This is a genomic window from Marisediminicola sp. LYQ85, assembly GCF_046600695.1.
Classification (GTDB): Bacteria; Actinomycetota; Actinomycetes; order Actinomycetales; family Microbacteriaceae; genus Marisediminicola.
In genome coordinates, this window is sequence record NZ_JBKIWO010000001.1 from 1,336,761 (window position 1) to 1,362,796 (window position 26,036).

Below are 26,036 nucleotides of genomic sequence, written 5' to 3' on the forward strand. Positions count from 1 at the left end.
CCGGTCGGCTGATCACTCGAGTTCGAGGCGGATGCTACGCACGAGTGTGTGGAACGCGAGCGGCGTGTCGGCTGCCGTGCGAGCACCCGCGATGAGCGCCGCGCGTTCGCCGAGCTGCGCGACGCTGACGAGCTCGTGGTCGATCGTCGACCCGCGTTCCCCCGCGACGACGCGGTATTCGGCGCGATACCACCACGAGCCCTGCACGATGATCGTGCCGCTCCCGGCGTCGGCGAGGTATCGCAGGGGCGCTCCCGAACCGGGCCGGGCGTCGGGACGAGGGGCGAGACGAGAGTCGAGCGCCGCGAAGACTTCGGCCGGGCCGGCGGCGATGGTCGCGGCGAGCACGTGGAGCACGTGGTGCTTCGCGGGGCGTTCGAGGGGCGCAGCCGGCATGGTCCGACCCTAACCCGCGCACCTCGGCGTGGAATCTCGTACGTTTGTCGCACTATCAGGGAGACACACCATGGGTTATCTGTTCCTCGCACTCGCGATCGTCGGAGAGGTCGTGGCGACGACCTTCCTCAAATTCACGTCGGGTGAGCGCACCGCGTGGTGGGCGTACGCCGTCGTCATCGGCGGCTACGTCTTCGCCTTCGGCATGCTCTCGCAATCGCTCTCGCGCGGGGTTCCCCTGGGCATCGCCTACGGCATCTGGGCGGGAGTCGGGGCCGTCCTCGTCGCGATCGTGAGCTACCTCGTCTTCCATGAGCCACTCACGTGGGTGCAGCTCGTCGGCATGGCTCTCGTCGTCGGCGGAGTCATTCTGCTCGAGGTCGGCGGCGAGCAGACCGCGTGATCACCGTCGAGGGCCGAGTCGACGAGGTCGACGCGGCGCTCAGCGACATCGTCGCTACTTGAGGCTCTTCTGCATGAGGACGGTGCCGAGCCACCGCTCGAATTTGAACCCGACCTTGCCCATGTGACCGATCTGCTTGAACCCGAAAGCCTCGTGGAGTCGGATGGACGCGTCGGCTCCGCGGTCGGCGATGACCGCGACGATCTCCTTGAGACCCGCGGCCTTCGACCTCGCGATGAGTTCGGCCATGAGCGCCTTGCCGAGCCCCTTGCCCGTGGCGGCGGGGCCGAGGTAGATCGAGTTCTCGACGGTGAACCGGTACGCCGCTTTCGTCTTCCACGGAAAGACGTAGGCGTAGCCGAGCACGTGCCCCGTCGGGCTCACCGCCACGATGAATGGCAAGCCGAGTTTGCCGAGCTGGGCGTACTTGAGCTTGAGTTCGCGAAGCGTCATCGGCGTCTCGTCGAAGGTGACCGTGGAGTTCGCGACGTAGTGGTTGTAGATCGCGCGGATGTCGGGGAGATCCGCGGGGGTCACCTCGCGGATGTCGTACGTGAAGGGCACCTCGAGGGGCGGCTGATTGCGGTGCGCCCCGAACGGCCGATGCCCGGACTGGTACTCCTCTTCGAGCATCGGTCCTCCTGGTCTCTCCGGCGTAACCGTGCGCCGACACTGCGATCTTAGGTGAGACTCCAGTCGACAGCCGGTGCACCGAGACTCTCGAGAATCGCATTGGCTCTGCTGAACGGGCGCGACCCGAAGAACCCGCGTGAGGCGGAGAGCGGCGAGGGGTGCGGCGACGTGATGACCGGGGTGTCGCCGAGCAGGGGGGTGAGCGACGCCGCGTCCTTTCCCCACAGGATGGCGACGAGGGGAGCATCTCTCGCGACGAGGGCGCGGATGGCCGTATCGGTGACGTGCTCCCACCCCTGTCCGCGATGACTTCCCGCGACTCCCGGGGTCACGGTGAGCACCCTGTTGAGCAGGAGGACTCCCTGATCCGCCCACGCGGAGAGGTCGCCGTGCGACGGGGCGGGGATGCCGAGATCGTCGGTGAGTTCGCGGTAGATGTTGGCGAGACTGCGCGGAACGGGCCGCACCGCGCGATCGACCGAGAAGGAGAGCCCCACGGCGTGGCCCGGGGTCGGGTAGGGGTCTTGGCCGACGATGAGCACCCGCACGTCGGCGAGGGGGCGCTCGAATGCCCGCAGCACCGAGGCTCCGTGAGGCAGGTAACCCCGCCCCTGCGCCGTCTCCTCGCGCAGGAAATCGCCGAGCTGAGCGATCCGCCGCGCCTCGGGTTCGAGCGCGCGCGCCCACCCGGCGTCGACGAGGTCGACGAGAGGCGCGACGGTCACACGACCACCGGGGGCTGCGAACTCCACGGGAAGTCGATCCACTTGCTCGTCGAGCGCCACGCGAAGTCGGGCTCGAGCACGGTTCCCGGCTTGCTGTAGAGGCACACGGAGCGCACATCCGCCCCCGTCCGCCCGAGGAGGTCGACGACCATCGCGAGGGTGCGACCCGAGTCGGAGACGTCGTCGACGATGAGCACGCGCTTTCCGGCGAGCGAATCCTGGTCGAGGTGAGGGGCGAGCACGACGGGCTCGGGCAGTCTCGCGTCGACCCCGGTGTAGAACTCCACGTTGAGCGCGCCGCAGCTCTTCACGTCGAGCGCGTAGGCGACGGCGCCCGCGAGCAGCAGACCCCCGCGCGCGATCGCGACGACCACGTCGGGGCGGAACCCCGTGCGCAGGATGTCGGCGGAGAGCTCCCTCGCCGCCTCTCCGAACTCGACCCAGCCCAGGACCTCACGCGCGTCGTCTGTCATGGCTTCACGCTAGCGCTGTCTCGGCCCCCACGCGCTCGCGTCACTCGGTCCGTCGCGCGACCTTGTGCGGTGCGGCTTGGGCGACGGGTTTGATCGTCACGAGGTCGAGGTTGACGTGGGCGGGCAACAGCACCGACGACACGATCGTGTCCGCGACGTCGTCGGCAGACAGCGGATGATCGACGCCCGCGTAGACGGCGTCAGCGCGCTCCTGATCGCCGCCGAACCTCACGAGACTGAACTCCTCGGTCTTGACCATCCCCGGGGCGATCTCGATGACGCGCAACGGCTCGCCCGCGAGCTCGAGGCGCAAGACGCTCATGAGGGCGTGAGCTGCGAACTTGGCGGCGTTGTATCCCCCGCCGCCCTCGTAGGCCACGTGGCCGGCGATCGACGTCACGGTGACGATGTCTCCCGAACCCGACCTGGCCGCCGCGGCGCGGAGGTGCGGGAGGAGCGCGCTCGTGACGCGCTTGACGGCGACGACGTTGACGTCGAACATCCTCGACCAGTCGTCGGGGTCGCTCTCCTCGACCGACGCCATTCCGAACGCGCCGCCCGCGTTGTTGACGAGAGCGTCGACCCCACCCGTCGCGGCGACGTGCGCGGCGAGCGCGTCGACGTCGGGCTGACTCGTCACGTCGGCGACGAAGACGGTCGCGCCCGTCTCGGCCGCGAGCGCCTCGAGCCTCTCGGCGCGGCGAGCGACGCCCACGACATCCCATCCCGCCCCACGGAAGGCCCGCACGGTCGCTGCGCCGATTCCCGAACTCGCACCCGTGACGACAACTCGTTTCGTGTTCACAACTCTCCTCAGATCAGGTGCGGGGGCCGCTCCGGCCTCCGCCGACGCGGAAGCCTGCTTCACCGTACCCGGGCCGACGGGTCACCTAGGCTTGCGAGAAATGACGCACACGGCCTCCTCCCCCAGCTCGGCATCGGCGCGAGCGGCGACCTCGCCAGCCCGGCCGCGCGTGCCCGTGTGGGACAACGCCCGATTCGTGTGCGTCACGCTCGTCGTCATCGGGCACGGCATCCAGAGGCTCACCGCCGAATCCGACAACGCGCTCATCGTCTACCTCTTCATCTACGCGTTCCACATGCCCGCGTTCGCGATCATCAGCGGGTACTTCTCGAAGCCCGGGGCACCCAACGCGAAGCAGCTCAAGAAGGTCGTCACCGACATCCTGCTGCCGTACTTCATCATGGAGACCATCTGGACGGTCGTGAAGTTCGCCGTCGAGGGCCAGACCGAGTTCAACCCGTCGCAACCGAGCTGGACCCTGTGGTTCCTTCTCGCGCTCGGCATCTTCCGGCTCATCCTCCCCTACCTGTCGCTCCTGCGGTGGCCGCTGTTCTGGTCGCTCGTCTTCTCGGTCGGAGTCGGATACCTCGCCAACGTCGACAGCACCTTCTCGCTCTCTCGAGCGATCGGCATCCTCCCGTTCTTCGTGCTCGGCTGGAAGCTCAACGAGTGGGGTCTCGTCGACCGCTGGCGCCTCGTCGAAACCCGCGCCTGGAGCATCCGGGTCGCGGCGATCGCCGTCTTCGCCGGATGGCTCGCGGTGCTCGTCGTCTTCATCCCCACCTGGCGCGCGATCGATCTGCGCTTCTGGTTCTTCTACGACGACTCCTACCTCGTGCTCGGCGGCGACATGTGGTGGGCGGGATTCGTGAGGCTCGGGCTCATCGCCCTCGCCGTCGTGTTGAGCGCCGCCCTCTTCGTGCTCATCCCGCGATCGGAGACCTGGTTCACCGACCTCGGCCAGGCCACGATGTACGTCTACCTCCTGCACAGCTTCGTGCTCTATCCGATCCGCGAGGCGGGCGTCATCAGCGGCGAGCGCACCTCGGCGATGTGGCTGCTCTCGATGATCTTCGCGGGGGTCGCGATCTCGATCGTGCTCGCGAGCCCATGGGTGCGTCGCGCCTTCCGCCCCCTCATCGAGCCGAAACCGCGCTGGCTCTTCCTCGACTCCTCCCCGAGCGACGGTGGCTCGCGCGTCGACCCCACCGGGTCACGCCGCCGCTGACGGGCGCGCCTCGACCCGTCGGCGCACGAGGTTACGCCGTGTGTCACCGTCGTTGACCGCCGAAAGCGACCTTCTTAGGCTCGGTGCTCCGAGCAGTCGCCGACCGACGACACGTTCGTCGGCCTCGCGGAGGCTCCGGCGGACCCGAAGACAGGAGTGACCGATGACCGAGACATCAGACTGGAAATTCGAGACCAAGCAGATCCACGCGGGTGCGGCTCCCGATCCCGTGACCAACGCGCGAGCGACGCCGATCTACCAGACCACGTCGTACGTGTTCAACGACGCCGACCACGCGAAGAACCTCTTCGCCCTCGCCGAGTTCGGCAACATCTACACGCGCATCCAGAACCCCACGCAGGCCGTCGTCGAAGAGCGCGTCGCCGCGCTCGAAGGCGGGTCGGCGGCACTGCTGCTCGCCTCGGGGCAATCGGCGACGACCTTCGCGGTGCTCAACATCGCGGGCGCAGGTGACCACATCGTGTCGTCGTCGTCGATCTACGGGGGCACATACAACCTCTTCAAGTACACGCTCGCGAAACTCGGCATCGAGACGACCTTCGTCGAGAACCAGGACGACCCCGACGAGTGGGCGCGCGCGGTGCGCCCCAACACCAAGCTCTTCTTCGCCGAGACGATCGGCAACCCCCGCATCAACATCCTCGACATCGCGAGTGTGTCGGCGACGGCCCACGAGGCCGGAGTGCCGCTCATCGTCGACAACACGATCGCCACTCCCTATCTCATCAGGCCGTTCGAGCACGGTGCCGACATCGTCGTCCACTCCGCCACCAAGTTCTTGGGCGGGCACGGCACGGTCATCGGCGGGATCATCGTCGACGGCGGCCGCTTCGCGTGGTCGAAGAACGTCGAGCGGTTCCCCGGTCTCACCGAGCCCGACCCGAGTTACCACGGCGCGAGCTACACGGGGGTGCTCGGCGACGCCATCGCCTACATCATCAAGGCCCGCGTGCAGTTGCTGCGCGACCTTGGCGCATCCATCGCTCCCGCGAGCGCCTGGCAGCTCATCCAGGGCATCGAGACCCTCAGCCTCCGCATCGAACGTCACGTGCAGAACGCGCAAGCGGTGGCCGAGTGGCTCGACGCACACGACGATGTCGCGGACGTGTATTACGCGGGTCTGCCCACGAGCCCGTCCTACGCCGCTGCGAACCGCTACGCGCCGAAGGGGGTCGGGGCAGTGCTGTCGTTCGAGCTCAAGGGCGGCGTCGACGCGGGGCGAGCCCTCGTCAACAACGCGGGTCTCTTCAGCCACCTCGCGAACATCGGTGATGTGCGCAGCCTCATCATCCACCCGGCCTCGACGACCCACGCACAGCTCACCCCCGAGCAGCAGTTGACGGCGGGAGTCACCCCCGGGCTCGTGCGTCTCTCCGTCGGACTCGAGAACATCGACGACATCCTCGCCGACCTCTCGACCGGCCTCGAGGCGGCCCGGGCGACCGCGGTGAGCAACGCCGCGGCCTGACCCGCCCTCGCCGAGCGCCCCGCGACGTAACAAACCGCGGGGCGCTCAGCAGTTGGCCCGATACTGGTCACACAATGGATTGGCAGACGCCCGAAGACACGGTTCCCTCGTTCTTCATCACCGAGGCGAACACGCGGTCGATGGTCGGCGGCCCGCCCGCGACGGGCGCGTGGCGCGAGGGTGATCACCCGGGCGACCGCAGCTTCCTCTCTCTGGGGCCCCTCGAACTCGAGAGCGGCGAGACCCTCCCCCACGTGCGGATGGCGTTCGAGACCTGGGGTGAGCTCGCGGCCGATCGCAACAACGCGGTTCTCGTGCTGCACGCGCTCACGGGAGACAGCCACATCACGGGTGATCCCGTGCGCGGCCACCCGACCGCCGGATGGTGGAGCGAGATGGTGGGCCCCGGGCTCGCGATCGACACCGACGAGTTCTACGTCGTCGCCCCCAACATGCTCGGGGGCTGCCAGGGGACGACCGGCCCCGCGTCTCTCGCACCAGACGGCGCCGAGTGGGGCGCACGATTCCCCTACCTGACCATCCGCGACCAGGTCGCCGCAGGAGCGCGATTCTCCGATGCGCTCGGCATCGAGAGGTGGGCCGCGGTCGTCGGCGGCTCGATGGGCGGGATGCAAGCCCTCGAGTGGGCGGTCGGGCACCCCGACCGCGTCGCGCGAGTCGCGGTGCTCGCGGCGCCGCCCTCGAGCAGCGCCGACCAGATCGCCCTCAACTCGGTGCAACTCGAGGCGATCCGCATGGACCCCGCCTTCGCGAACGGCTCCTACTACGACGCCCCCGACGGGGAGGGGCCCTATCGCGGACTCGCTCTCGCGCGGCGCATGGCGCTTCTCAACTACCGATCGCCGACCGAGCTCAACGACCGCTTCGAGCGCAGCTGGCAGAGCAGCATCAGTCCCCTCGGCCACGACGGCAAGTTCGCCGTCGAGAGCTACCTCGACTTCCACGGCAACAAGTTCTCCCGGCGATTCGACACCAACAGCTACGTGACGCTCGTGGGCGCCATGAACTCGCACGACATCGGCCGCGATCGAGGTGGTGTCGCCGCAGCCCTCGCGAGGGTGACGGCCACGGCCCTCGTGCTCGGCATCGACAGCGACCGGCTCTTTCCGCTCGACGACCAGCGGTCTCTCGCGCGCGGTATCCGTGCCTGCCTCACGGGCACCGAGCCCGCCGTGGTCGAGTCGCCGTTCGGTCACGACGGGTTTCTCATCGAGCACGCTCAGGTCGGCGGCTGGGTGCGTCGACTGCTCGACGCCGAGGCATAGCCCGCACGCTAAACCTGTCACCCTGACGGGGGCGTGGTCGCCTCGGGCGCGCGTGGCTAGTCTCGGAGGCGCACCGACCTCCCGTGCGGAGATCCGGGTGCGATCTCGAGCGGCCCGGGGGGAGGCTCCGTGAGCGAGCACACCTCTCGGCCGCGCCTCGCCGTCGTCGACGACCACCGCCTCGTGCTCGACGGGATCGTCTCCCACCTCACCCTCACGGGAGTCGAGGTCGAGGTCGTCATCGCCGCGACCTCGTGGTCCGAGTTGCTCGACCACGACTCCTACCCCGTCGACGTCGTGGCCCTCGACCTCAACCTCGGGGACAACATCCCCGTGACCCTCAAGATCAGGGCCCTCCGCGACGCCGGAGTGCGCACGGTCGTGATGAGTGGTCACGCCGACCGCAGTTCGGTGCACGCCGTACTCGGCGCGGGAGCGCACGCCTTCGTGCCCAAGACCGATCCCGCGGAGGAACTCGTGGCGGCCGTCATCTCGGCCGCTCACGACCTCCCGCACCGACCACCGGAGGCGTTGCCGCCCCGCGAGACGGCCGTCGACCCGGGGCTCGGCCCGCAGGAGCACCGCGCCCTCGTGCTCTACGCCGCGGGTCGGTCGATCAAGGAGGTCGCCGAGGTCATGATGACGACGGACGAGACGGTCAAGTCGTATATCAAGCGTGGTCGACGCAAATACCGCGAGGTCGGTGTCGACGTCGGCACGAAGGTGCTCTTGCGTCGCCGGGGGATCTCCGAGGGGTGGTTGACCCCCGAATAGCACGACGATCGCGCCGATGAGGCCGGTCATGACGGCGCCGAGCGGGAGCGCTGTACCCCGTTCGAGCGGGACGTGTGCAAATATTGCGGTGTTGCGCGGGAGCGCGGCTCCCCAGACTCAGCGTGCCCGACAGGATCAACTCCGTGGATCAATTCGCGAAAGAACGAGACCGCTTGCTCGAGCGCACCGCTCGGCTCGTCGGTCTCGTGGGCATCGGCGTCACCGCGATCTGCTTGAGCCTCCCCGGAGTCTCCTCGCCCGACATCCTCATCGTCACGCTCGTTCTGTGCGGTCTCACCGCGGGGGCGCTCTGGAAGATCGGAACATCCCGCTCGCTCGTGTGGGTCGTTCCCGGCGCGCTCACGGGCCTCGGCGCCCTGGTCGTGGCTCAGATCCCCTCGAGCGACGCCACGGCCGAAGCGGTCGCGACCTCGCTCGTGCCGCTCGCGGGCGCGGGAATCGCGGCATTCGCGCTCGTGCTCACGAACTCGCTCGCGCGACTCGGTGTCGCGGGGCTCCTGCTCGCCGCGAGCGCGATCCTCACCGAGACCGCGGTACCGGGAGACCAGCCGCTGTCGTCGCAGACCGCGACGGTGCTCCTCGGGTGGGCGCTCATCGTGACGCTCGCCTACTGGCTCAACGCGAGCGTGCCGAAGGCCGCGCGCAAGATCTTCAGCATCGGACGCGCGCATCGAGCAGAGAGGCTCGCGAGCGAGACCGAAGCTCAGCGGCGGCAATCGGCGAGACTCCTGCACGACACCGTGCTCGCGACCCTCACCCTTCTCGCGCACTCGGGCGTCGGGGTGTCTCCCGACGCCCTCCGCCACCAGGCCGGCGACGACGCGCGGTTGCTCCGGCAGCTCCGCCTCGGAGGAGCCCCCGTTCCGCAGTCATCCGAGCACTACAACCTCGAGCCCGTCGAAGAGAGCGCCCTCGGCCACACCCTCGAATCGGTCAAGCAACGATTCGGTCGCATGGGCCTCGAAGTGAGCTGGCACGGCACGGGTCAGGTGCTGCTGCCGAGCGACGTGCTCGACGCTTTCCTGCTCGCCCTCGCCGAGTGCCTCGAGAACGTCCGACGGCACTCGGGCGTGACCGACGCGCACGTCACGATCACCGACGACGACACGACGGTGCGCGCGATGGTCACCGACGCGGGCGTCGGATTCAACCTCGACGACATCGACTCCGCTCGCCTCGGCTTCAAAGACTCCGTGGTGGGTCGACTCCACGAGGTCGGCGGGCGAGCACGCCTGTTCTCGTCGCCCGGGAGCGGCACGACGGTCGTGCTCGAGGTGCCACGGTGACCGGCTGGTCGACCCCCGAGGAGAACACCCTCGGCGTCATCTTCAGCCGGCGCAACCGCGGTGTTCCGCGCGCGTCGGTCGCCGCGGCAGCCGTCAGACAAGCGAACGCCCGCTGGTCGAGCCTCGGCACCGGATATCTCGGGGTGGGCGCCGCGGCGCTGTGTGCCGTCGAGGCGGTCTACGGGCTCGCGTCCTTCGCCACCCATCTCACGGCCTACCCGTCGCTCATTCCGGCGATCGCCGCGTGGGTCGTGTTCATCGCGGCATTCGCGGCGATGAGCATGTCTCTCGCGACGCGCGGGGAACGCCTTCCCGGGTGGGCTTTCGGTCTCTACTACCTCGCTCTCGCGGTCGTCGCCGCCCTCGACCTCGTCGCGATCTGGCCGCTCGGCGACGTCGGGGCGTATGCGACGGCCTCGGTGACCGCGGGGTTCGGCCTCCTCATCGTCGCGGTGCACCGGCCCGCCCGCGAGCTCGCCATCGGCACGACCGTGCTCGTCGCCGCGCTCGTCACCACGATCATCCTGACGACGGAGATGACCCCCGAGATGGCGCCCGAACAGGTTCTCATCGCGGTGCTCGCCGGGTTCCCCGCGTTCCTCGCGGTCTCGATCGTGCGCAACTTCCGCACCATGGTGCAGCTCGAGCTCGATCGGGTGCTCGTGCAGAGCACCGTCTCCGCGCCGCGATTCGCGGTCGGGATGCTCGCATCCGAAGAACTCGCGCGACTCGACCTCGCCGCGGAAGAACTGCTCGATTCGGTCGCGAGCGGACGCACGGCTCTGCCGCTGCGCCCCAAGACGGCCTCGACCGCCGCCTCCCTCGCGACCGAGTTGCGTCTGCACCTCATCGAGGGGCGCCGCGAGACCTGGCTGTACCACGCGGTGAGCGAGTCGGAGCTGCTGGGGCGCGCGGTGACGCTCGTCGACCCGAGCAGCCTCGCGGGACTCCTCACGCCCGCTCAGCGCGACGGCTTGCTCTCGGCCGTCTGGGTCATCGTCGCCGACCACAAGAAGACGGGGGCCACCGCGACGATCACGCTCGGACCGGTCCTCCCGAGAACGGCGGCGTCGCCCGCGCGGTCGATCGCCATCCCCATCGCGATCTCGACGACGAGTGTCGCGCGCAACAGGGTGGACTCTTCGACCTGGGCCGCCCTCGGCCGGGTCGGCGCCTACACCCACTCCGTCAAGGATTCGAGCCTGCGTGTCAAGATCGAATGCCACGTGCCCAACCCCGCCGACCAATGACCGTGCCAGCCGGCGCGGGCTCATCCCGCCTCCCCCGCCACACCCGACTCCCCGCCCCGAAGCCCCACCAGACGCCGCAGCGCGTCTCGGCCGCACCGAGATATCGAAGGACGCCATGACCCCGACCGACACACCTCTCCGCCTCGCACTCGTCGACGACCACAAAATGTTGCTCGGCGCCCTCACCGAGTGGATCCGCGGCGCCGCGAGCGACATCTCGGTGGTCGCGGCCGTGACGTCGTGGCCCGACCTGCTCTCCCACCCCGAATTCCCCGTCGACGTCGTGCTGCTTGACCTCGACCTCAAAGACAACCTTCCGATCTCGCTCAAAATCTCCACGCTCAAGACCGCCGGGGTCAAGACCGTGCTCATGAGCACCTACTCCGAACCCAACGTCGTGCGCGAGGCGCTCGCCGCCGGAGCCCTCGGGTACCTCGTCAAGAGCGAGGCCGCCGAGATGATCGTCGAAGCGATCCGGCTCGCTCGTCGCGGGGAGTCCTACATCTCCGCCGAACTCGACCTCGCCCTCAACGCGAGCGACGTCGGCGGGTCGCCCAAGCTGAGCGCTCAGGAGCGTCGCGTCATGGCTCTCTACGGGGGCGGCGAGCCCGTCAAGGCGGTCGCGTACCAGCTCGAGATCTCCGAGGAGACGGCGAAGTCCTACCTCAAGCGCATCCGGGAGAAGTATCGCGTCGCGGGGATCGACGTGGGCACGAAGGTCGCGCTTCGCCGTCGAGCCATCCACGACGGCATCCTGCTGCAGACCGACTGACGCCGGCGGCAGATCGGATCAGCCGAGCTCCTCGATTGCCGACTCCAGTCGGTCGAGCTTGCCCGTGAGCTCCCCCGTGTACCCCGGGCGGATGTCTGCCTTGAGCACGAGCGAAACCCGGGAGCCGAACCGACCGACCGCCTCGGTCGCCCGCTTGACGACGTCGAACACCTCGTCCCACTCCCCCTCGATCGTCGTGAACATCGCGTCGGTGCGATGCGGCAGCCCCGATTCCCGCACGATCGCGACGGCGGCGGCCACGGCGTCGTGCACCGAGTCGCTCGGCGCTGCGGGAGCCTGGGCCGGGACCGACACCGGATCGCCGGAGACGCTCTGCTGGGGGACGCCGCTCGGGGCGACGGAGAAGGCGACGAGCATGGGGACTCCTTGTTGTTTCAGGGCCGCGGATGACTCGGCTGTAGGGATGACTGGGCTGTACGGATGACTGGGGTGTGCGGATGACTCAGAGGTGCGCCGTGTCGACCACTGTGGCACGGGCGTGCCCGTCGGTGTGGCGCGCGGCGTCGGCCTCACTCCCCGACCTCCCGACCGTCGACCCGCCGGGCACCGCCGCCTCGGGTCGCAGTCTCGCGAGACACACGACGGCCCAGGCGAGGAGCGCGACGAGCAGGGCGTTGCGGACCGTCAGAACGACGAGCATCTCGGGCCACAGCCCGAGGAGGTACCCGTAGAGGTAGGGGTAGAGCGCGTGAGTGAGTGCGGCGATGACCGTCACGAGAACGACGCTGACGTGGATGCCGAGCCTCGAGCCTGCGGCTCGCACGCCGGCATCGGCGGGAGCGCGGACACCGCGGCTGTGCTGACCGACGAGGCCCAGGATCACGGGCACGGCGAGCCACGAGATGAACTGGGGCGAGCCGACCTTCTGAAACACGATGAGGCTCGTGACGAGACTCAGCGCGAGCGGCGGTAGCACGACGGAGGCGTCGACCCCGCGCCGGACCACGAGCGCGCCGAGCCCGCACACGAGACCGACGACCACGACGAGGAGCGGCGTCATGACGGCGCTCACGAGCTCGGAGCCGGGGCCGTCGACCTGCCACGTGAGGATGTCGGTGTCGTAGTAGACCTCGGTCGTCGACGGGTCGAGGATGGCGCCCCACATCCAGAACGTCGACACCGGGGCTTCGACCTGGAGTCCGCGCCCGGTCTGCTGCCCGACGAAACTCGCGACGTTCGCGCCGCTCCCCGCCGCGAGGGCGATGATCGCCACGACCGCGCTCGTCGCGAGAGCGATCCCGAGCACCCTGCCTCGCTCGCGCAGCGTGACCACGAGCGCCACGACGAGCACTCCCGGCCACACCTTGATCCACGCGGCGGCCGTGAGCAGAACGGTTGCGAGGAGGGGGCGTGACGCGACGACCACGACCCCCGCGACCGCGAGAGCGACCGTGACCGCGTCGATGCGCGCGAGCGCGATGGGCCCGAGCGCGACGAGGAACAGCGACCACCACCATCCGGCGATGCGACGACGGCGCGATCGGCCGCGACCGACGAGCGCGGCGAACGCGACGACGTCGAGAACGACGATGAGCGCGAGCCACGTGACCGAGTAGAGCGACGCGTCGAGCGTGAGCGGAACGAGCGCGGGGATGCTCGCCGCGACCGGGTAGAGCGCATAGGAACCGAGGATGGGCACGAGGGCGAGCACGGGGTAGACCCACGGCGCGTCGATCCCGACCCAGTAGTCGGCGCCGAAGGCCTGATTGGTCCAGAACCAGTACACGCTCGTGACGTCGCCGAGAGGAAACCCGGGGGCGGTGAGGTTGAGCGCGACGAGCGCGACGTGCGCCGCGAGAAAAGCGATCCAGACGCCCACCGAGCGCAACGGGGCGCTCGCAACCGACATGCCCGCCATCCTACGGCTGCCCGGCCCGGCACGGCCCGGGCCGGCCTGAGCTGCCGTGGCCTGGCCGAAGCGTCGTCGCAGACTCGCGCTACGACGCGGCGAGCATGTCGGCGATCACGCGCGGCACCGCGTACGCGAGGTCGAGCACCGTGAGCGGGCCCCCGGCACTCGCCTCGGCGGCGGCGGCACCGTGGATGCTCGCGGCCGTCGCCGCGAGTCGCGCGAGTGTGCGCTCGTCACGCTCGATCTGCGCGGAGTGCGTGGCGACGAGAGCACCGAGGATGCCCCCGAGGGCGTCCCCTGCTCCCGCGGTTGCGAGCCACGAGGTCGGGGTCGTGACGACGAGCCGAGACCCGTGCGCGTCGGCGACGAACGTCGACGACCCTTTGAGGAGCACCGTGACCCCGAAATCGACCGACGCGCGTTCCGCCCACAGGGCAGGCTCGTCGGCGACGCGCGAACGGTCGACGCCGAGCATCCTCCCGAGCTCGCCGTAGTGCGGCGTGATGACCGACGCACCGGCGACCTCCCCGACGAGGTCGAGAGCGCCGGCGTCGAGCACGGTCGGAACACCCTGCGCGATCGCGTCGCGGAGGCGCCCCGACGCACGGTCGTCCCGCGTCTCGGCGTCGATCCCCGACCCGAGCAGCCACGCTTGCACTCGACCGTCGGCCGTCACGACCTCGGGCCGCCGCTGGAGAACGAGATCGGTCGGCCGCGAGTCACCGAGGTAGCGCAGCATCCCGACCCCCGTGTGCAGGGCGGCCTCGACGCCGAGGACCGCCGCACCCGGATACATCGTCGACCCCGTGACGACCCCGAGAACACCGCGGGAGTACTTGTCGTCGCTCGACTGGGGCACCGCGATGTGGCGAGCGGAGTCGGCGGGGGTCCAGGTACGAAACGTCACAGTCCGACGATACGCGCGCGGGCATATTCGCGCCCGACGCGGTGTTGCAGACCGAGATGACTACTTCTGCGCTCTTCACGCCCCACACGATCCGCTCGACCTCGTTCCGCAACCGCATCTGGGTGAGTCCGCTCTGCCAGTACTCGGTCGACGAACGCGACGGCGTTCCCACCGACTGGCACCTCGTGCACCTCGGCTCGTTCGCGCGCGGCGGCGCGGGGCTCGTCATGACGGAGGCGACCGCGGTCACCCCCGTCGGCCGCATCTCCCCCGAAGACACCGGGATCTGGAACGACGACCAGCAGGCCGCGTGGGCGCGCATCGTCGACTTCATCCACTCGCAGGGCGCGGCGGCGGGCGTGCAACTCGCTCACGCCGGCCGCAAAGCGTCGACGTGGAAAGAGTGGGGTCCCGAGTCGGGCACCCAGCCCGAGGCCGACGGCGGCTGGACCATGGTCGCGCCATCCGCCATCCCCTTCACGGGTTACGGCACCCCGCACTCCCTCACCGTCGAAGAGATCGCCGAGACCGTCGCCGACTTCGCCCGCGCCGCTCGCCGGTCGATCGACGCGGGCTTCGACGTGCTCGAGATCCACGCGGCGCACGGGTACCTCGTGCACCAGTTCCTCTCGCCCCTCTCCAACGAGAGAACGGATGCCTACGGCGGCAGTCTCGAGAACCGCGCGCTCGTGCTCGTCGAGATCATCCGCGCTGTGCGCGACGAGGTGGGCGACGACGTGCCGCTCTTCGTGCGCTTCTCGGCCACCGACTACGCCGAGGGAGGCTGGGACCGCGAACAGACCGCGACCGTCGCCGCGTGGAGCCGTGACGCCGGCGCCGACCTCTTCGACATCTCGACGGGGGGTCTCGTGCGCGACGTGACCATACCGCTCTCCCCCGGCTACCAGGTGCCGTTCGCCGACTTCGTCAAGCGCGAATCCGACGTCGAGGTGAACGCCGTCGGGCTCATCACCGAGGCGGCCCAAGCCGAAGAGATCGTCGCGAGCGGTCAGGCCGACGCCGTCATGATGGGGCGCGAGATCATGCGTGACCCGCACTTCCCGCTCCGCGCCGCCCACGAACTCGGCGTCGAGATCGACTACTTCCCGATCCAGTACCACCGCGCCCGCTGGCGCCGCGGCTAGGAGCTACCGACGACGCGTCGCGTCGTCCCCCTAACGACGACGCGTCGCGCCGTCCCCTCTAACGACGACGCGTCGCGCCGTCCCCTCTAATGACGACGCGTCGCGTCTTGCACCTCTCCGACGAGCTCCTCGATGATGTCCTCGAGAAAGAGCACGCCTCGCGTGTCGCCGCTCTCGTCGAACACCCGCGCGATGTGCGTTCCCGAGCGGCGCATCGAGGCGAGGGCGTCTTCGAGGTCGGTCTCGAGGTAGATCGAGATGAGCTGGCGGATGCGCTTCGGCGGAACCGGGTGCTCGAACTCCCCGATCGCCTCGAGGTCGATGACGTCTTTGAGGTGCAGATATCCCGTGGGGTCGCCCGCCTCGTTGACGAGCACGTATCGCGAGAACCCGTGCCGCGCCACGGCCTTCTCGACGTCTTTCGGCGAGGCCGCCTCCGAGAGGGCCACGAGGTCCGACATGCTCACGGCGATGTCTCGCACCTTCTTCTCGGTGAACTCGAACGCGGCCATGAGCGCTCCGCTGCTGTCGGTCAGGAGTCCCTCGCGCTGTGACGTCGCCACGATCGTCGCGACCTCGTCGACCGTGTACGCGCTCGTCGCCTCATTCTTCGGCTCGACCCTGAAGAGCCGCAGCACACCGTTCGCCGTCGCGTTGAGCGTGACGATGATGGGGCTGAAGATGCGCGAGACGAGAACGAGCGGCGGCGCGAGGATGAGAACCGCGCGATCGGGGATCGAGAACGAGAGGTTCTTGGGAACCATCTCGCCGAGCACGACGTGCAGATACGACACGAGCACGAGAGCGATGATGAACGCGACCGTGCCGATCACCTCCGGCGGGAGTCCCGTGAGCTCGAGGGGGATCTCGAGGAGGTGATGGATGGCGGGTTCCGAGACGTTCAGGATGAGCAGCGAGCACACCGTGATCCCGAGCTGACTCGTCGCGAGCATGAGCGTCGCGTGCTCTATCGCCCACAGCGCGGTCTTCGCCGCCCTGCTTCCCGCCTCGGCCCGAGGTTCGATCTGCGAGCGCCTCGCCGAGATGACGGCGAACTCGGCGCCGACGAAGAAGGCGTTGACGGCCAAGAGGATGAAGAGCCACCCGATGCCCCACCAGTCGCTCATCGCGTGCGTCCCGTCTGCTTCGAGGTGGGGATCGGCCCTGTGGGCCGGCCCGCGGGGGTCACGTCGACGCGCTCGGCGGCGTCTTCGGTCTCGATCGCGAGCGGGGTGAAGCGCATCCTGTCGATGCGACGCCCGTCGAGCCGTTCGACGCGGAAGGTTCCGGCGTCGACCGTGACGGTGTCGCCGACGACGGGCAGTCGCCCGAGTTCGCTCATGATGAAGCCGCCGACGGTTTCGTAGGGCCCGTCGTCGGGCACGACGACATCCGCGCGCTCCTGCAGTTCGTCTGGCCGGAGGCTCCCGGGAAAGGTGAGCCAGTCGCGGGATCGCACGACGCCCGCGCGAGCACGGTCGTGTTCGTCGGCGACCTCGCCGACGAGTTCCTCCACAAGGTCTTCGAGGGTCGCGACGCCCGCCGTGCCCCCGTATTCGTCGACGACGACCGCCATCTGGTAGCCCTGCTGGCGCAATTCGCCGAGGAGGGTGTCGAGTTTCATCGTCTCGGGCACCCGGAGCGCGTCGCTCTGGAGCGCGGAGACCGGAACGACAGACCGCTTCTTGCGCGGCACGGCGACGGCCTGCTTGACGTGCACGAACCCGACGACGTCGTCGATGCTGTCGTCGATCACGGGGAAACGCGAGAGACCCGTCGAGCGCGCGAGGGAGATGACGTCGTCGGCCGATGCAGACCTGTCGATGCTCGAGACGCGCGGACGCGGGGTCATGACGTCGGACGCGATGTGCTCGCTGAATGCGAGTGTGCGCTCGAGCAGCGTCGCCGTGTCGCGATCGAGGATGCCCTCGAGAGCCGAGCGTCGCAAGAGCGACGTGAGCTCGTCGGCTGTCCTCGCCGAAGAGAGCTCCTCTTTCGGCTCGATGCCGACCGACCTCAGGATGCCGTTCGCCGAGTTGTTGAGCACCGAGATGAAGGGCTTGAAGACGAACGTGAAGCCGACCTGGAACGGGGCGACGAGCTTGGCGGTCTGCCGCGGGAGCGCGAGGGCGAAGTTCTTCGGCACGAGCTCGCCGATGATCATCGAGAGGAGCGTCGCGATGAAGATCGCGACGATCGTCGCGACGACCGAGATCGCCGGATCGGGGATGCCGACCGAGCCGAGGAGCGGGGCGAGGAACCGGCTGAATGCGGGCTCGAGGGTGTACCCGGTGAGGAGGGTCGTGAGGGTGATGCCGAGTTGCGCGCTCGAGAGGTGCGTCGAGGTGATCTTGAGCGCCCCGATGGTCACCCCGAGGTTCTTCTCCCCGCGCGCCTGGCGCGCCTCGAGATCGGATCGATCGAGGTTGACGAGAGCGAATTCCGAAGCCACGAACAGTCCCGTACCGACGGTGAGGAGGAGCCCGATCGCGACGAGGATCAGGTCGTACACGAGAACCGCGGAGAGAAATGTCGAGAAGGGGGGTCATCCATGGTGATCTCGATGGTATCCGAGCGGTGGGGCACTCGGTCTACCAGCTGACCGGGAGGGCTTTGCCCTCTTCGTACCCCGCGGCGCTCTGGATGCCGACGAGAGCCCGGTCCGCGAACTCCGCGAGGGTCGACGCGCCCGCGTAGGTGAGCGACGAGCGCACGCCCGACGTGATCATGTCGAGCAGGTCCTCGATCGACGGCCGCAGCGGATCGAGGTAGATTCGCGACGACGAGATGCCCTCCGCGAAGAGGGTCTTGCGAGCGAGCTCGTACGCCCCGAGCCGGTCGAACCTGTCGTGCACGGCCTTCGTCGAGGCCATGCCCCAGCTCTCCTTGTAGAGGCGACCCTCGTCGTCGGTCTCGAGGGTACCGGGGGCCTCGATCGTGCCCGCGAACCACGATCCGATCATCACGGATGCCGCTCCCGCCGCGAGGGCGAGCGCGACGTCGCGCGGGTAACGCACTCCCCCGTCGGCCCACACCGTGGCGCCCAGCTCGCTCGCGGCCGCCGCCGTTTCGAGCACGGCGGAGAACTGGGGTCGCCCGACGGCGGTCATCATGCGCGTCGTGCACATGGCGCCGGGGCCCACGCCGACCTTGACGATGTCGGCCCCCGCCCCGACGAGTTCGCGCACGCCGTCGGCTGTCACGACGTTGCCCGCGACGAGCGGAATGCCGAGGTCGAGCTTCGCGACCGCCGAGATCGCCTCGATCATTCCGCTCTGGTGCCCGTGTGCCGTGTCGATCACGAGCACGTCGACGCCAGCAGACGCGAGAGCCTTGGCCTTGCGGGTGACGTCGCCGTTGATGCCGATCGCCGCGGCGACTCTCAAACGACCCTCGGAGTCGAGGGCGGGCGTGTAGATGGTCGACCGCAGAGCGCTCGTGCGACTCACGGTGCCGATGACGTTGCCGTGCCGGAGCACGGGCGCGAACTGAAGATCGGCGGCGACGAGGAGGTCGAATGCCTCTCGCGCGGTCGTCACGTCGTCGGCGTCGATCGAGGTCAGGCGCCCGTGCAGCAGATCGCCGAGGGTGGCGTCGGGGAGGGCGGCCCCGAGGCGACTCGCCGAGATGCACCCGAGGTAGGTGCCGCTCCGGTCGTGCAAGACGATGCCGTGTCCCTCCACCGGTGGCAAGCGTCGCAGGGCGTCGGCGACGGTCTCGTCGGGGCGGAGGGAGACCGGAGAGTCGAAGGCCACGGGTTGGGCCTTCACCCAGCGGATCGCGGCATCCAGATCCTGGAGGTGCATGTCTTGCGGCAGGACACCGAGGCCACCTCGCCTCGCGAGAGTCGCCGACAGCCGTGCGCCCGTGACCGAGCTCATGTTGGCCGCGACGATCGGAATGGTCGCGCCCGTGCCGTCGGTCGGCGCGATGGACACGTCGAGGCGGCTTTTGACATCCGAGCGGCTCGGCACGAGGAACACGTCGGAGTAGGTCAGATCGTGCCGGGGAGTGGTCTCGTAGAACCTCATCCCCTCACGTTAAACCCTCCGGGCCCGGTCGAAGCAGGTCGACGAAAGTGATTAAGCTTGACGGGTGTGCGACCAGCGACGGCCGCGCGTGCGACGTAGTCGGTGACAACCAGCACGGTGACAACGGAAAGTGGGCGGTCGGCAGTGTCTAGCCAAGTGACCGGAATAGCTCCAGAAGACGGTTCGTCGGGAGAGTTCGGGGCCAACGAATGGCTCGTAGACGAGATGTACGAGAGGTACATCGACGACAAGAACTCGGTAGACCCGTCGTGGTGGCCGATTCTCGAGAACTATCGCCCCTCCGAGTCGTCTAAGGCCGACGCCGAGTCCACGGGAGAGCGCGCTGAAGCGTCTGCCGACGCGACGACAGCCGAGCCGCAGATCCCCACCGAACTGACGACCGAGCCCGAGGCCGCGGCACCGACTCCCGCCCCCGAACCGACTCCGTCGAAGGAGTCGACCCCGACCGGCACGCAGCCGGTCGCGCGCACGACCTCGATTCAGGCGCGGCCGCAGCCCATCCCCGCCGACGCCCCCTCCGCTCCGAAGGCGCCGAAGAAGAAGCCGGCCGAACCCGAGGCCGCCCCGGCGGACGAGAACGTCGTGCAGGCTCTCAAGGGCATGGCCAAGAGCCTCGCCTCCAACATGGACGCGAGCCTGAGCGTTCCGACCGCGACGAGCGTGCGCACGATCCCCGCGAAGCTCATGATCGACAACCGCATCGTCATCAACAACCACCTCAAGCGAGCGCGCGGCGGCAAGATCTCGTTCACTCACCTCATCGGCTGGGCGATCGTGCAGACGATCAAAGAGTTCCCGAGCCAGAACGTCTACTACGACGAGGTCGACGGCAAGCCCTCGGTCGTGACTCCCGCCCACGTCAACCTCGGGCTCGCGATCGACATGCCCAAGCCCGACGGTTCGCGCGCACTGCTCGTGCCGGGCATCAAGAACACCGAGACCATGAGCTTCGGAGATTTCATCTCCGAGTACGAAGCCCTCGTGCGCAAAGCTCGGGGCAACAAGCTCACGGCGGGCGACTTCGCGGGAACCACGATCTCCCTCACCAACCCCGGCGGAATCGGGACCGAGCACTCGGTCCCGAGGCTCATGAAGGGCCAGGGCTGCATCGTCGGTGCGGGCGCGCTCGAGTACCCCGCGGAGTTCCAGGGGATGTCGCAGACGACCCTCGCCGATCTCGGTGTCGGCAAGACCATCACCCTCACCTCGACCTACGATCACCGCGTCATCCAGGGTGCGGGCTCGGGCGAGTTCCTCAAGCGCGTGCACGAGCTGCTCATCGGGCAGCGCGGGTTCTACGAGGCGATCTTCTCCGACCTGCGGATCCCCTACGACCCCATCCACTGGGCCTCCGACATCCACGTCGACCTCGCGAACCAGGTGAGCAAGACGGCTCGCGTTCAGGAGCTCATCAACTCGTTTCGCGTGCGCGGCCACCTCATGGCCGACATCGACCCCCTCGAGTACCGCCAGCGATCGCACCCCGACCTCGACATCTCGAGCCACGGCCTGACCTTCTGGGACCTCGACCGCGAGTTCGTCACGGGCGGGTTCGGCGGCAAGCGCTCCGCGCTCCTGCGCGACATCCTCGGGGTGCTCCGCGACGCCTACTGCCGCACCATCGGCATCGAGTACATGCACATCCAAGACCCTGTGCAGCGCAAGTGGATCCAGGACCACATCGAGACGCCGTACTCGAAACCGACCCACGACGCGCAGATGCGGGTTCTCGGCAAACTCAACGAGGCCGAGGCCTTCGAGACCTTCCTGCAGACGAAGTACGTCGGCCAGAAGCGGTTCAGCCTCGAGGGCGGCGAGTCGACGATCGCCCTGCTCGACGCCATCCTCCAGGGGGCGGCCGAGACGGGTCTCGACGAGGTCGCCATCGGGATGGCCCACCGCGGTCGCTTGAACGTGCTCACGAACATCGCGGGCAAGACCTACGCGCAGATCTTCCGCGAGTTCGAGGGGACTCAAGACCCCCGCACCGTGCAGGGCTCCGGCGACGTCAAGTACCACCTCGGCACCGAGGGCACCTTCACGGGCGCCACGGGCGATCAGATCCCGGTGTACCTCGCCGCGAACCCCTCGCACCTCGAAGCGGTCGACGGCGTGCTCGAGGGCATCGTGCGGGCGAAGCAGGACCGCGGACCCGTCGGCTCGTTCGGAACTCTTCCGATCATGGTGCACGGAGACGCCGCCATGGCGGGCCAGGGCATCGTCGTCGAGATCCTGCAGATGTCGCAGCTCCGCGGCTACCGCACCGGGGGAACGATCCACCTCGTCGTCAACAACCAGGTCGGATTCACGACCCCTCCCGGAGAAGCGCGCACCTCCATCTACTCGACGGATGTCGCCAAGACGATCCAGGCCCCGATCTTCCACGTGAACGGCGACGACCCCGAGGCCGTCGTGCGCGTCGCCGAACTCGCGTTCGCCTACCGTCAGGAGTTCCACCGCGACGTCGTCATCGACCTCGTCTGCTACCGCCGCCGCGGACACAACGAGGGTGACGACCCCTCGATGACCCAGCCGCTCATGTACAGCCTCATCGAGGCGAAGCGCTCGGTGCGGACCCTCTACGCCGAGGCTCTCGTCGGTCGCGGCGACATCACCCAGGAGGAGTACGAGGGGGCCCACGCCGACTTCCAAGACCGGCTCGAGCGGGCTTTCGCCGAAACCCACGCGGCCCAGACCGGGTCGATGTCGATCCCCGTGCAAGACCCCGACGCGGTCGCGGACCTCGAGCGCCCCGAGTCCCAGAAAGACGAGCAGCACGACAATTCGGGAGAGCCGGCGACGACAGCGGTCGACGAATCCGTCATCTCCCTCATCGGTGACGCGTTCGACAACCCGCCCGAGGGCTTCACGGTGCACCCGAAGATCCAGGCGCTGCTCAAGAAGCGCGTCGACATGAGCCGCAACGGCGGTGTCGACTGGGGGTTCGGTGAACTCCTCGCTCTCGGGTCTCTGCTCGTCGAGGGCACCCCCGTGCGCATGGCGGGTCAAGACACCCGGCGCGGCACCTTCGTGCAGCGTCACGCGGTCTTGCACGACCGCCAGAACGGCCAGGAGTGGCTGCCGCTCGCGAACCTCAGCGAGAACCAGGCTCGATTCTGGATCTACGACTCGCTCTTGAGCGAGTACGCCGCGATGGGCTTCGAGTACGGCTACTCGGTCGAGCGCGCAGACGCTCTCGTGCTGTGGGAGGCGCAGTTCGGCGACTTCGGAAACGGAGCCCAGACGGTCATCGACGAGTTCATCTCGAGCGCCGAGCAGAAGTGGGGTCAGCGCTCGAGCGTCGTGCTCTTGCTGCCGCACGGCTACGAGGGCCAGGGGCCCGACCACTCGTCGGCCCGCATCGAGCGCTATCTGCAGTTGTGCGCCGAGAACAACATGACCGTCGCTCGGCCGTCGACCCCCGCGTCGTACTTCCACCTGTTGCGCCGCCAGGCGTACGCGCGCCCGAGGCGCCCCCTCGTCGTGTTCACCCCGAAGGCGATGCTGCGGCTCCGCGGAGCGACGAGCGCGGTCTCCGACTTCACGACGGGCAGATTCGAGCCCGTGATCGACGACCCGCGTCCGATCGACAAGGCGGCCGTCAAGCGCGTCGTGCTCCACTCGGGGAAGATCCACTACGACCTCCTCGCCGAGGCCGACAAGCGGGGCATCGACGACATCGCGCTCGTGAGGGTCGAGCAGTACTACCCGCTCCCCCTCCGCGAGCTCTCGACGGTTCTCGCGAAATACTCGGGCGCCGAACTGCTGTGGGCGCAAGAGGAGCCGGAGAATCAGGGTGCGTGGCCGTTCGTGAGCCTCGAGCTCGCGCGTCGCCTCAAGTCGACGTCGATGAAGGTCGCGTCTCGCCCGGCATCCGCCTCACCCGCGACGGGTTCCACGAAGCGGAGTGCGGCAGAGCAGGCCGACCTCATCGACCGCGCCCTCACGCTCGACTAGCGACAAACGAAAGACGAGCCGGTCCCTCCGTGGGACCGGCTCGTCGTCGTTGTCAGAGATCGTCGTTGTGGACGCTCGGCGCTCACGCCGTCAGTGCGACTGCATCTCCCGCAGACGGGCGAGAACTTGATCGCGGAGCACTTCGGGTGCGGTCTCCTTGCACGCGCGCTGCACCGCTTGCGTGAGAACGAGACCCACGCGGCGCTCGTCGTCGCAGTCGACACAGCTCGCGAGGTGCTCGGCGATGTCGGCAGCCTCGTCGGACTTCAGCTCGTTGTGCAGATATTCTTCGAGCTCTGATTTGGCTTTGTCGCAGCCGCAGTCAGTCATGTCGTCGATCCTTTCGCAGAAGCTTCGGCCCGCGCCTTAGTGCGCTTGCCCGCCGAGGGCGCGGGCACGGTCATGCCCCGCTCGTCGGCGTAATCGGTGAGGAGACCGCGGAGCAAGCGCCTGCCTCGGTGCAGGCGGCTCATGACGGTCCCGACGGGGGTCTTCATGATGTCGGCGATCTCCTGGTAGGAGAAGCCTTCGACGTCGGCGAAATACACCGCGAGACGGAAATCCTCGGGGATCGACTGGAGCGCGTCTTTGACCGCGCTGTCGGGCAAGTGGTCGATCGCTTCGGCTTCGGCCGAACGCGCCGCCCTCCCCTGCGTCATCGACTCGGCGCTCCCGATCTGCCAGTCCTCGAGCTCGTCGAGGGTGCCCTGGTAGGGGTCGCGCTGCTTCTTGCGGTAGGTGTTGATGAACGTGTTCGTGAGGATGCGGTAGAGCCACGCCTTGAGGTTCGTGCCCTGCTGATACTGGCCGAAGGCCGCGAACGCCTTGACGAAGGTCTCCTGCACCAGATCGGATGCGTCGGCGGGGTTGCGGGTCATCCGGAGGGCGGCACCGTAGAGCTGATCCATATACGGGATGGCCTGGCTCTCGAAGAGATCGCGTTTCTCGCTCGCGGCCGCCGCCTCACTCGCCGCGTCGACGGCGTCGGGTCCGGCAGGGGTGCTCTCAGGAGTGCTCATCGACACCGAGTCTAGTTCGCGGCTCGACGGGCAGCGGCGGGCTCGCACCGGTCGTGCGGGGGTGAGGAGGGTCACGCGTGCTCCGATCCGTTCGTCGTTTCTCGATACCCTGTAACCGATGCAGGTATTCAGGTATTCCGGGCCGGAGTTCAGCCCCTACGACGATGCGAGCGAGTCGAGCGATCACGAGCCCGGGCCCTGGCCCGCGCCCGAGGCGACGCGCCCGCTCTCCGCGACGATCTCGCTCCCCGGTTCGAAGTCGCTGACCAACCGCGAACTCGTGCTCTCGGCTCTCGCCGACGCGCCGTCGACGCTCCTGTCCCCGCTGCGGTCGCGCGATTCCGCCCTCATGATCTCGGCGCTGCGGTCGCTCGGAACCTCGATCACCGAGGTCGGTGAGGGCGAGTACGGCCCCGACCTCGAGATCGTGCCCGGCGAGCTCGCCGGGGGAACCTCGATCGATTGCGGTCTCGCGGGAACGGTCATGAGGTTCATCCCCCCGCTCGCGACCCTCGCTCTCGGACCGGTGTCGTTCGACGGCGACGAGGCGGCGAGGCGGCGCCCGATGCGCGCGACGATCGACTCGCTGCGCGCACTCGGAGTGGATGTCTCGGACGACGGCCGCGGTTCCCTCCCGTTCAGCCTCTACGGCACGGGCGAAGTCGAGGGCGGGGAGCTGAGCATCGACGCGTCGGCGTCGAGCCAGTTCGTCTCGGGACTGCTCCTGAGCGCTCCGCGCTTCCGACGAGGGCTCACGCTCACCCACACGGGAGACGTTCTCCCGAGCCTCCCCCACATCGACATGACCATCGCCGCTCTGCGGGCTCGCTGTGTCGCGGCGCACTCGCCCCAACCGGGAACCTGGGTCGTCGAACCCGGACCGATCTCGGGGCTCGAGCGGCGCATCGAACCCGACCTCTCGAACGCGGCCCCGTTCCTGATCTCCGCGATCGTCGCCGGCGGAAGCGTGACGATCACCGATTGGCCCACCGAGACGACCCAGGTCGGCGCCGAACTCGAGAGACTGCTGCCGCTGTGGGGCGCGACGGTGTCCCGCGGGGACTCGGCGGGAACGAGCTCCTCGCTGCGTGTCGATGGTGGCGTCGGGGTCGTCGGCGGCGCGACCCTGCCCGGTGTCGACCTCGATCTGAGCATCGGCGGCGAGCTCGCTCCCGCGATCGTGGCGCTGTGTGCGCTCGCATCCGGCCCGAGTCGCATCACGGGAATCGCCCACCTCCGCGGGCACGAGACCGACAGGCTCGCGGCTCTCGCGAGCGAGATCGGCGCCCTCGGCGGCTCGGTCACCGAACTGCCCGACGGCCTCGCGATCGTTCCGGCCCCCCTCGTCGGCGCTCCGTGGCGCGCGTGGGACGACCATCGGATGGCGCACGCCGGCGCCGTGCTCGGACTCGCGGTTCCCGGCATCCTCATCGACGACATCCACTCGACCTCGAAGACGATGCCCGAGTTCGCCGACCTCTGGATGCGCGTCGTCACGGGTATCGAGACCGTGTCGGCCGACCCGATCCTGCTGTTCTGATC

General features: G+C 68.6%; 24 protein-coding genes. 11 read left to right on the top strand and 13 right to left on the bottom strand.

Features of this window, described 5'->3' with window-relative positions; genetic code table 11:
- Window positions 1–12: 12 nt before the first annotated feature.
- Window positions 13–396 carry a hypothetical protein gene (locus ACLHG5_RS06250; protein WP_411315014.1) on the bottom strand — a complete coding sequence of 128 codons (384 nt, stop codon included), beginning with the start codon at window positions 394–396 and terminating at the stop codon, window positions 13–15.
- A 70-nt stretch (window positions 397–466) separates the two neighbouring features.
- Between ACLHG5_RS06250 and ACLHG5_RS06255 the strand changes: the two genes are divergently transcribed.
- A complete protein-coding gene (locus ACLHG5_RS06255) occupies window positions 467–799 on the top strand; it encodes a DMT family transporter (RefSeq protein ID WP_411318146.1) in 333 nt (110 codons plus the stop codon).
- Between the two features lie 54 nt (window positions 800–853).
- On the opposite strand, the gene ACLHG5_RS06260 is transcribed toward ACLHG5_RS06255, so the two are convergent.
- The 4 genes from ACLHG5_RS06260 to ACLHG5_RS06275 are packed head-to-tail and all read right to left on the bottom strand — an operon-like array spanning window position 854 to window position 3,435.
- Window positions 854–1,432: a GNAT family N-acetyltransferase gene (locus ACLHG5_RS06260; protein WP_411315012.1), complete on the bottom strand. Its 579-nt coding sequence runs from the start codon at window positions 1,430–1,432 to the stop codon at window positions 854–856.
- A 47-nt stretch (window positions 1,433–1,479) separates the two neighbouring features.
- Entirely contained in the window at window positions 1,480–2,184 is a 705-nt protein-coding gene (locus ACLHG5_RS06265; protein WP_411318147.1) for a uracil-DNA glycosylase, read from the bottom strand.
- Window positions 2,154–2,630: a phosphoribosyltransferase gene (locus ACLHG5_RS06270; RefSeq protein ID WP_411315010.1), complete on the bottom strand. Its 477-nt coding sequence runs from the start codon at window positions 2,628–2,630 to the stop codon at window positions 2,154–2,156. The genes ACLHG5_RS06265 and ACLHG5_RS06270 overlap by 31 nt, the downstream gene beginning before the upstream one ends.
- A 40-nt stretch (window positions 2,631–2,670) precedes the next feature.
- Window positions 2,671–3,435: an SDR family NAD(P)-dependent oxidoreductase gene (locus ACLHG5_RS06275; protein WP_411315009.1), complete on the bottom strand. Its 765-nt coding sequence runs from the start codon at window positions 3,433–3,435 to the stop codon at window positions 2,671–2,673.
- Between the two features lie 100 nt (window positions 3,436–3,535).
- Between ACLHG5_RS06275 and ACLHG5_RS06280 the strand changes: the two genes are divergently transcribed.
- The 7 genes from ACLHG5_RS06280 (at window position 3,536) to ACLHG5_RS06310 (ending at window position 11,541) form a co-directional block, all read left to right on the top strand.
- A complete protein-coding gene (locus ACLHG5_RS06280; protein WP_411318148.1) occupies window positions 3,536–4,663 on the top strand; it encodes an acyltransferase family protein in 1,128 nt (375 codons plus the stop codon).
- Window positions 4,664–4,826: 163 nt separating this feature from the next.
- Window positions 4,827–6,152: a bifunctional o-acetylhomoserine/o-acetylserine sulfhydrylase gene (locus tag ACLHG5_RS06285; RefSeq protein WP_411315007.1), complete on the top strand. Its 1,326-nt coding sequence runs from the start codon at window positions 4,827–4,829 to the stop codon at window positions 6,150–6,152.
- 74 nt (window positions 6,153–6,226) lie between these two features.
- Window positions 6,227–7,438 (top strand): homoserine O-acetyltransferase, encoded by a 1,212-nt coding sequence (locus tag ACLHG5_RS06290; protein ID WP_411315006.1) that lies wholly within the window; start codon window positions 6,227–6,229, stop codon window positions 7,436–7,438.
- A gap of 129 nt (window positions 7,439–7,567) precedes the next feature.
- Entirely contained in the window at window positions 7,568–8,212 is a 645-nt protein-coding gene (locus ACLHG5_RS06295; protein WP_411315005.1) for a response regulator, read from the top strand.
- Between the two features lie 143 nt (window positions 8,213–8,355).
- The gene (locus ACLHG5_RS06300; protein ID WP_411318149.1) at window positions 8,356–9,519 is read left to right on the top strand and encodes a sensor histidine kinase; all 1,164 of its coding nucleotides are present in this window, start codon (window positions 8,356–8,358) and stop codon (window positions 9,517–9,519) included.
- A complete protein-coding gene (locus tag ACLHG5_RS06305; protein ID WP_411318150.1) occupies window positions 9,516–10,769 on the top strand; it encodes a hypothetical protein in 1,254 nt (417 codons plus the stop codon). Before ACLHG5_RS06300 ends, ACLHG5_RS06305 begins: the two co-directional genes overlap by 4 nt.
- Window positions 10,770–10,884: 115 nt before the next feature.
- Window positions 10,885–11,541 carry a response regulator gene (locus ACLHG5_RS06310; RefSeq protein WP_411315002.1) on the top strand — a complete coding sequence of 219 codons (657 nt, stop codon included), beginning with the start codon at window positions 10,885–10,887 and terminating at the stop codon, window positions 11,539–11,541.
- A gap of 18 nt (window positions 11,542–11,559) precedes the next feature.
- Here ACLHG5_RS06310 and ACLHG5_RS06315 read toward each other — a convergent pair whose 3' ends face one another.
- The 3 genes from ACLHG5_RS06315 to ACLHG5_RS06325 form a co-directional block, all read right to left on the bottom strand.
- Window positions 11,560–11,919 (bottom strand): MTH1187 family thiamine-binding protein, encoded by a 360-nt coding sequence (locus tag ACLHG5_RS06315; RefSeq protein WP_411318151.1) that lies wholly within the window; start codon window positions 11,917–11,919, stop codon window positions 11,560–11,562.
- Between the two features lie 85 nt (window positions 11,920–12,004).
- Window positions 12,005–13,411, bottom strand: a complete 1,407-nt coding sequence (locus ACLHG5_RS06320; RefSeq protein ID WP_411318152.1) for a hypothetical protein — start codon at window positions 13,409–13,411, stop codon at window positions 12,005–12,007.
- Window positions 13,412–13,499: 88 nt separating this feature from the next.
- On the bottom strand, window positions 13,500–14,321 hold the full coding sequence (locus ACLHG5_RS06325; protein WP_411318153.1) for an NAD(P)H-hydrate dehydratase: 822 nt from the start codon (window positions 14,319–14,321) through the stop codon (window positions 13,500–13,502).
- Window positions 14,322–14,377: 56 nt separating this feature from the next.
- Between ACLHG5_RS06325 and ACLHG5_RS06330 the strand changes: the two genes are divergently transcribed.
- Window positions 14,378–15,466, top strand: coding sequence for an NADH:flavin oxidoreductase/NADH oxidase (locus ACLHG5_RS06330; RefSeq protein ID WP_411318154.1), 1,089 nt, complete (start codon window positions 14,378–14,380; stop codon window positions 15,464–15,466).
- An 86-nt stretch (window positions 15,467–15,552) separates the two neighbouring features.
- Here ACLHG5_RS06330 and ACLHG5_RS06335 read toward each other — a convergent pair whose 3' ends face one another.
- The 3 genes from ACLHG5_RS06335 to ACLHG5_RS06345 all read right to left on the bottom strand — a co-directional run bounded on the left by ACLHG5_RS06335 (window position 15,553) and on the right by ACLHG5_RS06345 (window position 19,497).
- Window positions 15,553–16,593 (bottom strand): hemolysin family protein, encoded by a 1,041-nt coding sequence (locus ACLHG5_RS06335; RefSeq protein ID WP_411318155.1) that lies wholly within the window; start codon window positions 16,591–16,593, stop codon window positions 15,553–15,555.
- The gene (locus tag ACLHG5_RS06340; RefSeq protein WP_411318156.1) at window positions 16,590–17,978 is read right to left on the bottom strand and encodes a hemolysin family protein; all 1,389 of its coding nucleotides are present in this window, start codon (window positions 17,976–17,978) and stop codon (window positions 16,590–16,592) included. The genes ACLHG5_RS06335 and ACLHG5_RS06340 overlap by 4 nt, the downstream gene beginning before the upstream one ends.
- A gap of 79 nt (window positions 17,979–18,057) precedes the next feature.
- Entirely contained in the window at window positions 18,058–19,497 is a 1,440-nt protein-coding gene (locus tag ACLHG5_RS06345) for a GuaB1 family IMP dehydrogenase-related protein (RefSeq protein ID WP_411314995.1), read from the bottom strand.
- Window positions 19,498–19,641: 144 nt separating this feature from the next.
- On the opposite strand from ACLHG5_RS06345, the gene ACLHG5_RS06350 reads away from it, so the two are divergent.
- Complete coding sequence (locus tag ACLHG5_RS06350) at window positions 19,642–23,475, top strand: multifunctional oxoglutarate decarboxylase/oxoglutarate dehydrogenase thiamine pyrophosphate-binding subunit/dihydrolipoyllysine-residue succinyltransferase subunit (protein WP_411318157.1); 3,834 nt, start codon at window positions 19,642–19,644, stop codon at window positions 23,473–23,475.
- Window positions 23,476–23,565: 90 nt separating this feature from the next.
- Here the strand turns inward: ACLHG5_RS06350 and ACLHG5_RS06355 are convergent, their stop codons facing one another.
- Window positions 23,566–23,805, bottom strand: a complete 240-nt coding sequence (locus ACLHG5_RS06355; protein ID WP_411314993.1) for a zf-HC2 domain-containing protein — start codon at window positions 23,803–23,805, stop codon at window positions 23,566–23,568.
- On the bottom strand, window positions 23,802–24,494 hold the full coding sequence (locus tag ACLHG5_RS06360; protein ID WP_411314992.1) for a sigma-70 family RNA polymerase sigma factor: 693 nt from the start codon (window positions 24,492–24,494) through the stop codon (window positions 23,802–23,804). The genes ACLHG5_RS06355 and ACLHG5_RS06360 overlap by 4 nt, the downstream gene beginning before the upstream one ends.
- A 118-nt stretch (window positions 24,495–24,612) precedes the next feature.
- Here ACLHG5_RS06360 and aroA point away from each other — a divergent pair, with 118 nt between their 5' ends.
- On the top strand, window positions 24,613–26,034 hold the full coding sequence (aroA, locus tag ACLHG5_RS06365) for a 3-phosphoshikimate 1-carboxyvinyltransferase (RefSeq protein ID WP_411318158.1): 1,422 nt from the start codon (window positions 24,613–24,615) through the stop codon (window positions 26,032–26,034).
- Window positions 26,035–26,036 lie beyond the last annotated feature (2 nt).

Coding starts and splice junctions, on each gene's coding strand:
- ACLHG5_RS06360 (WP_411314992.1), bottom strand. CDS start 24,494: ATGAGCACTCCTGAGAGCACCCCTGCCGGACCCGACGCCGTCGACGCG.
- ACLHG5_RS06355 (WP_411314993.1), bottom strand. CDS start 23,805: ATGACTGACTGCGGCTGCGACAAAGCCAAATCAGAGCTCGAAGAATAT.
- ACLHG5_RS06250 (WP_411315014.1), bottom strand. CDS start 396: ATGCCGGCTGCGCCCCTCGAACGCCCCGCGAAGCACCACGTGCTCCAC.
- ACLHG5_RS06255 (WP_411318146.1), top strand. CDS start 467: ATGGGTTATCTGTTCCTCGCACTCGCGATCGTCGGAGAGGTCGTGGCG.
- ACLHG5_RS06285 (WP_411315007.1), top strand. CDS start 4,827: ATGACCGAGACATCAGACTGGAAATTCGAGACCAAGCAGATCCACGCG.
- ACLHG5_RS06290 (WP_411315006.1), top strand. CDS start 6,227: ATGGATTGGCAGACGCCCGAAGACACGGTTCCCTCGTTCTTCATCACC.
- ACLHG5_RS06345 (WP_411314995.1), bottom strand. CDS start 19,497: ATGAGGTTCTACGAGACCACTCCCCGGCACGATCTGACCTACTCCGAC.
- ACLHG5_RS06310 (WP_411315002.1), top strand. CDS start 10,885: ATGACCCCGACCGACACACCTCTCCGCCTCGCACTCGTCGACGACCAC.
- ACLHG5_RS06330 (WP_411318154.1), top strand. CDS start 14,378: ATGACTACTTCTGCGCTCTTCACGCCCCACACGATCCGCTCGACCTCG.
- ACLHG5_RS06260 (WP_411315012.1), bottom strand. CDS start 1,432: ATGCTCGAAGAGGAGTACCAGTCCGGGCATCGGCCGTTCGGGGCGCAC.
- ACLHG5_RS06315 (WP_411318151.1), bottom strand. CDS start 11,919: ATGCTCGTCGCCTTCTCCGTCGCCCCGAGCGGCGTCCCCCAGCAGAGC.
- ACLHG5_RS06270 (WP_411315010.1), bottom strand. CDS start 2,630: ATGACAGACGACGCGCGTGAGGTCCTGGGCTGGGTCGAGTTCGGAGAG.
- aroA (WP_411318158.1), top strand. CDS start 24,613: ATGCAGGTATTCAGGTATTCCGGGCCGGAGTTCAGCCCCTACGACGAT.
- ACLHG5_RS06320 (WP_411318152.1), bottom strand. CDS start 13,411: ATGTCGGTTGCGAGCGCCCCGTTGCGCTCGGTGGGCGTCTGGATCGCT.
- ACLHG5_RS06280 (WP_411318148.1), top strand. CDS start 3,536: ATGACGCACACGGCCTCCTCCCCCAGCTCGGCATCGGCGCGAGCGGCG.
- ACLHG5_RS06335 (WP_411318155.1), bottom strand. CDS start 16,593: ATGAGCGACTGGTGGGGCATCGGGTGGCTCTTCATCCTCTTGGCCGTC.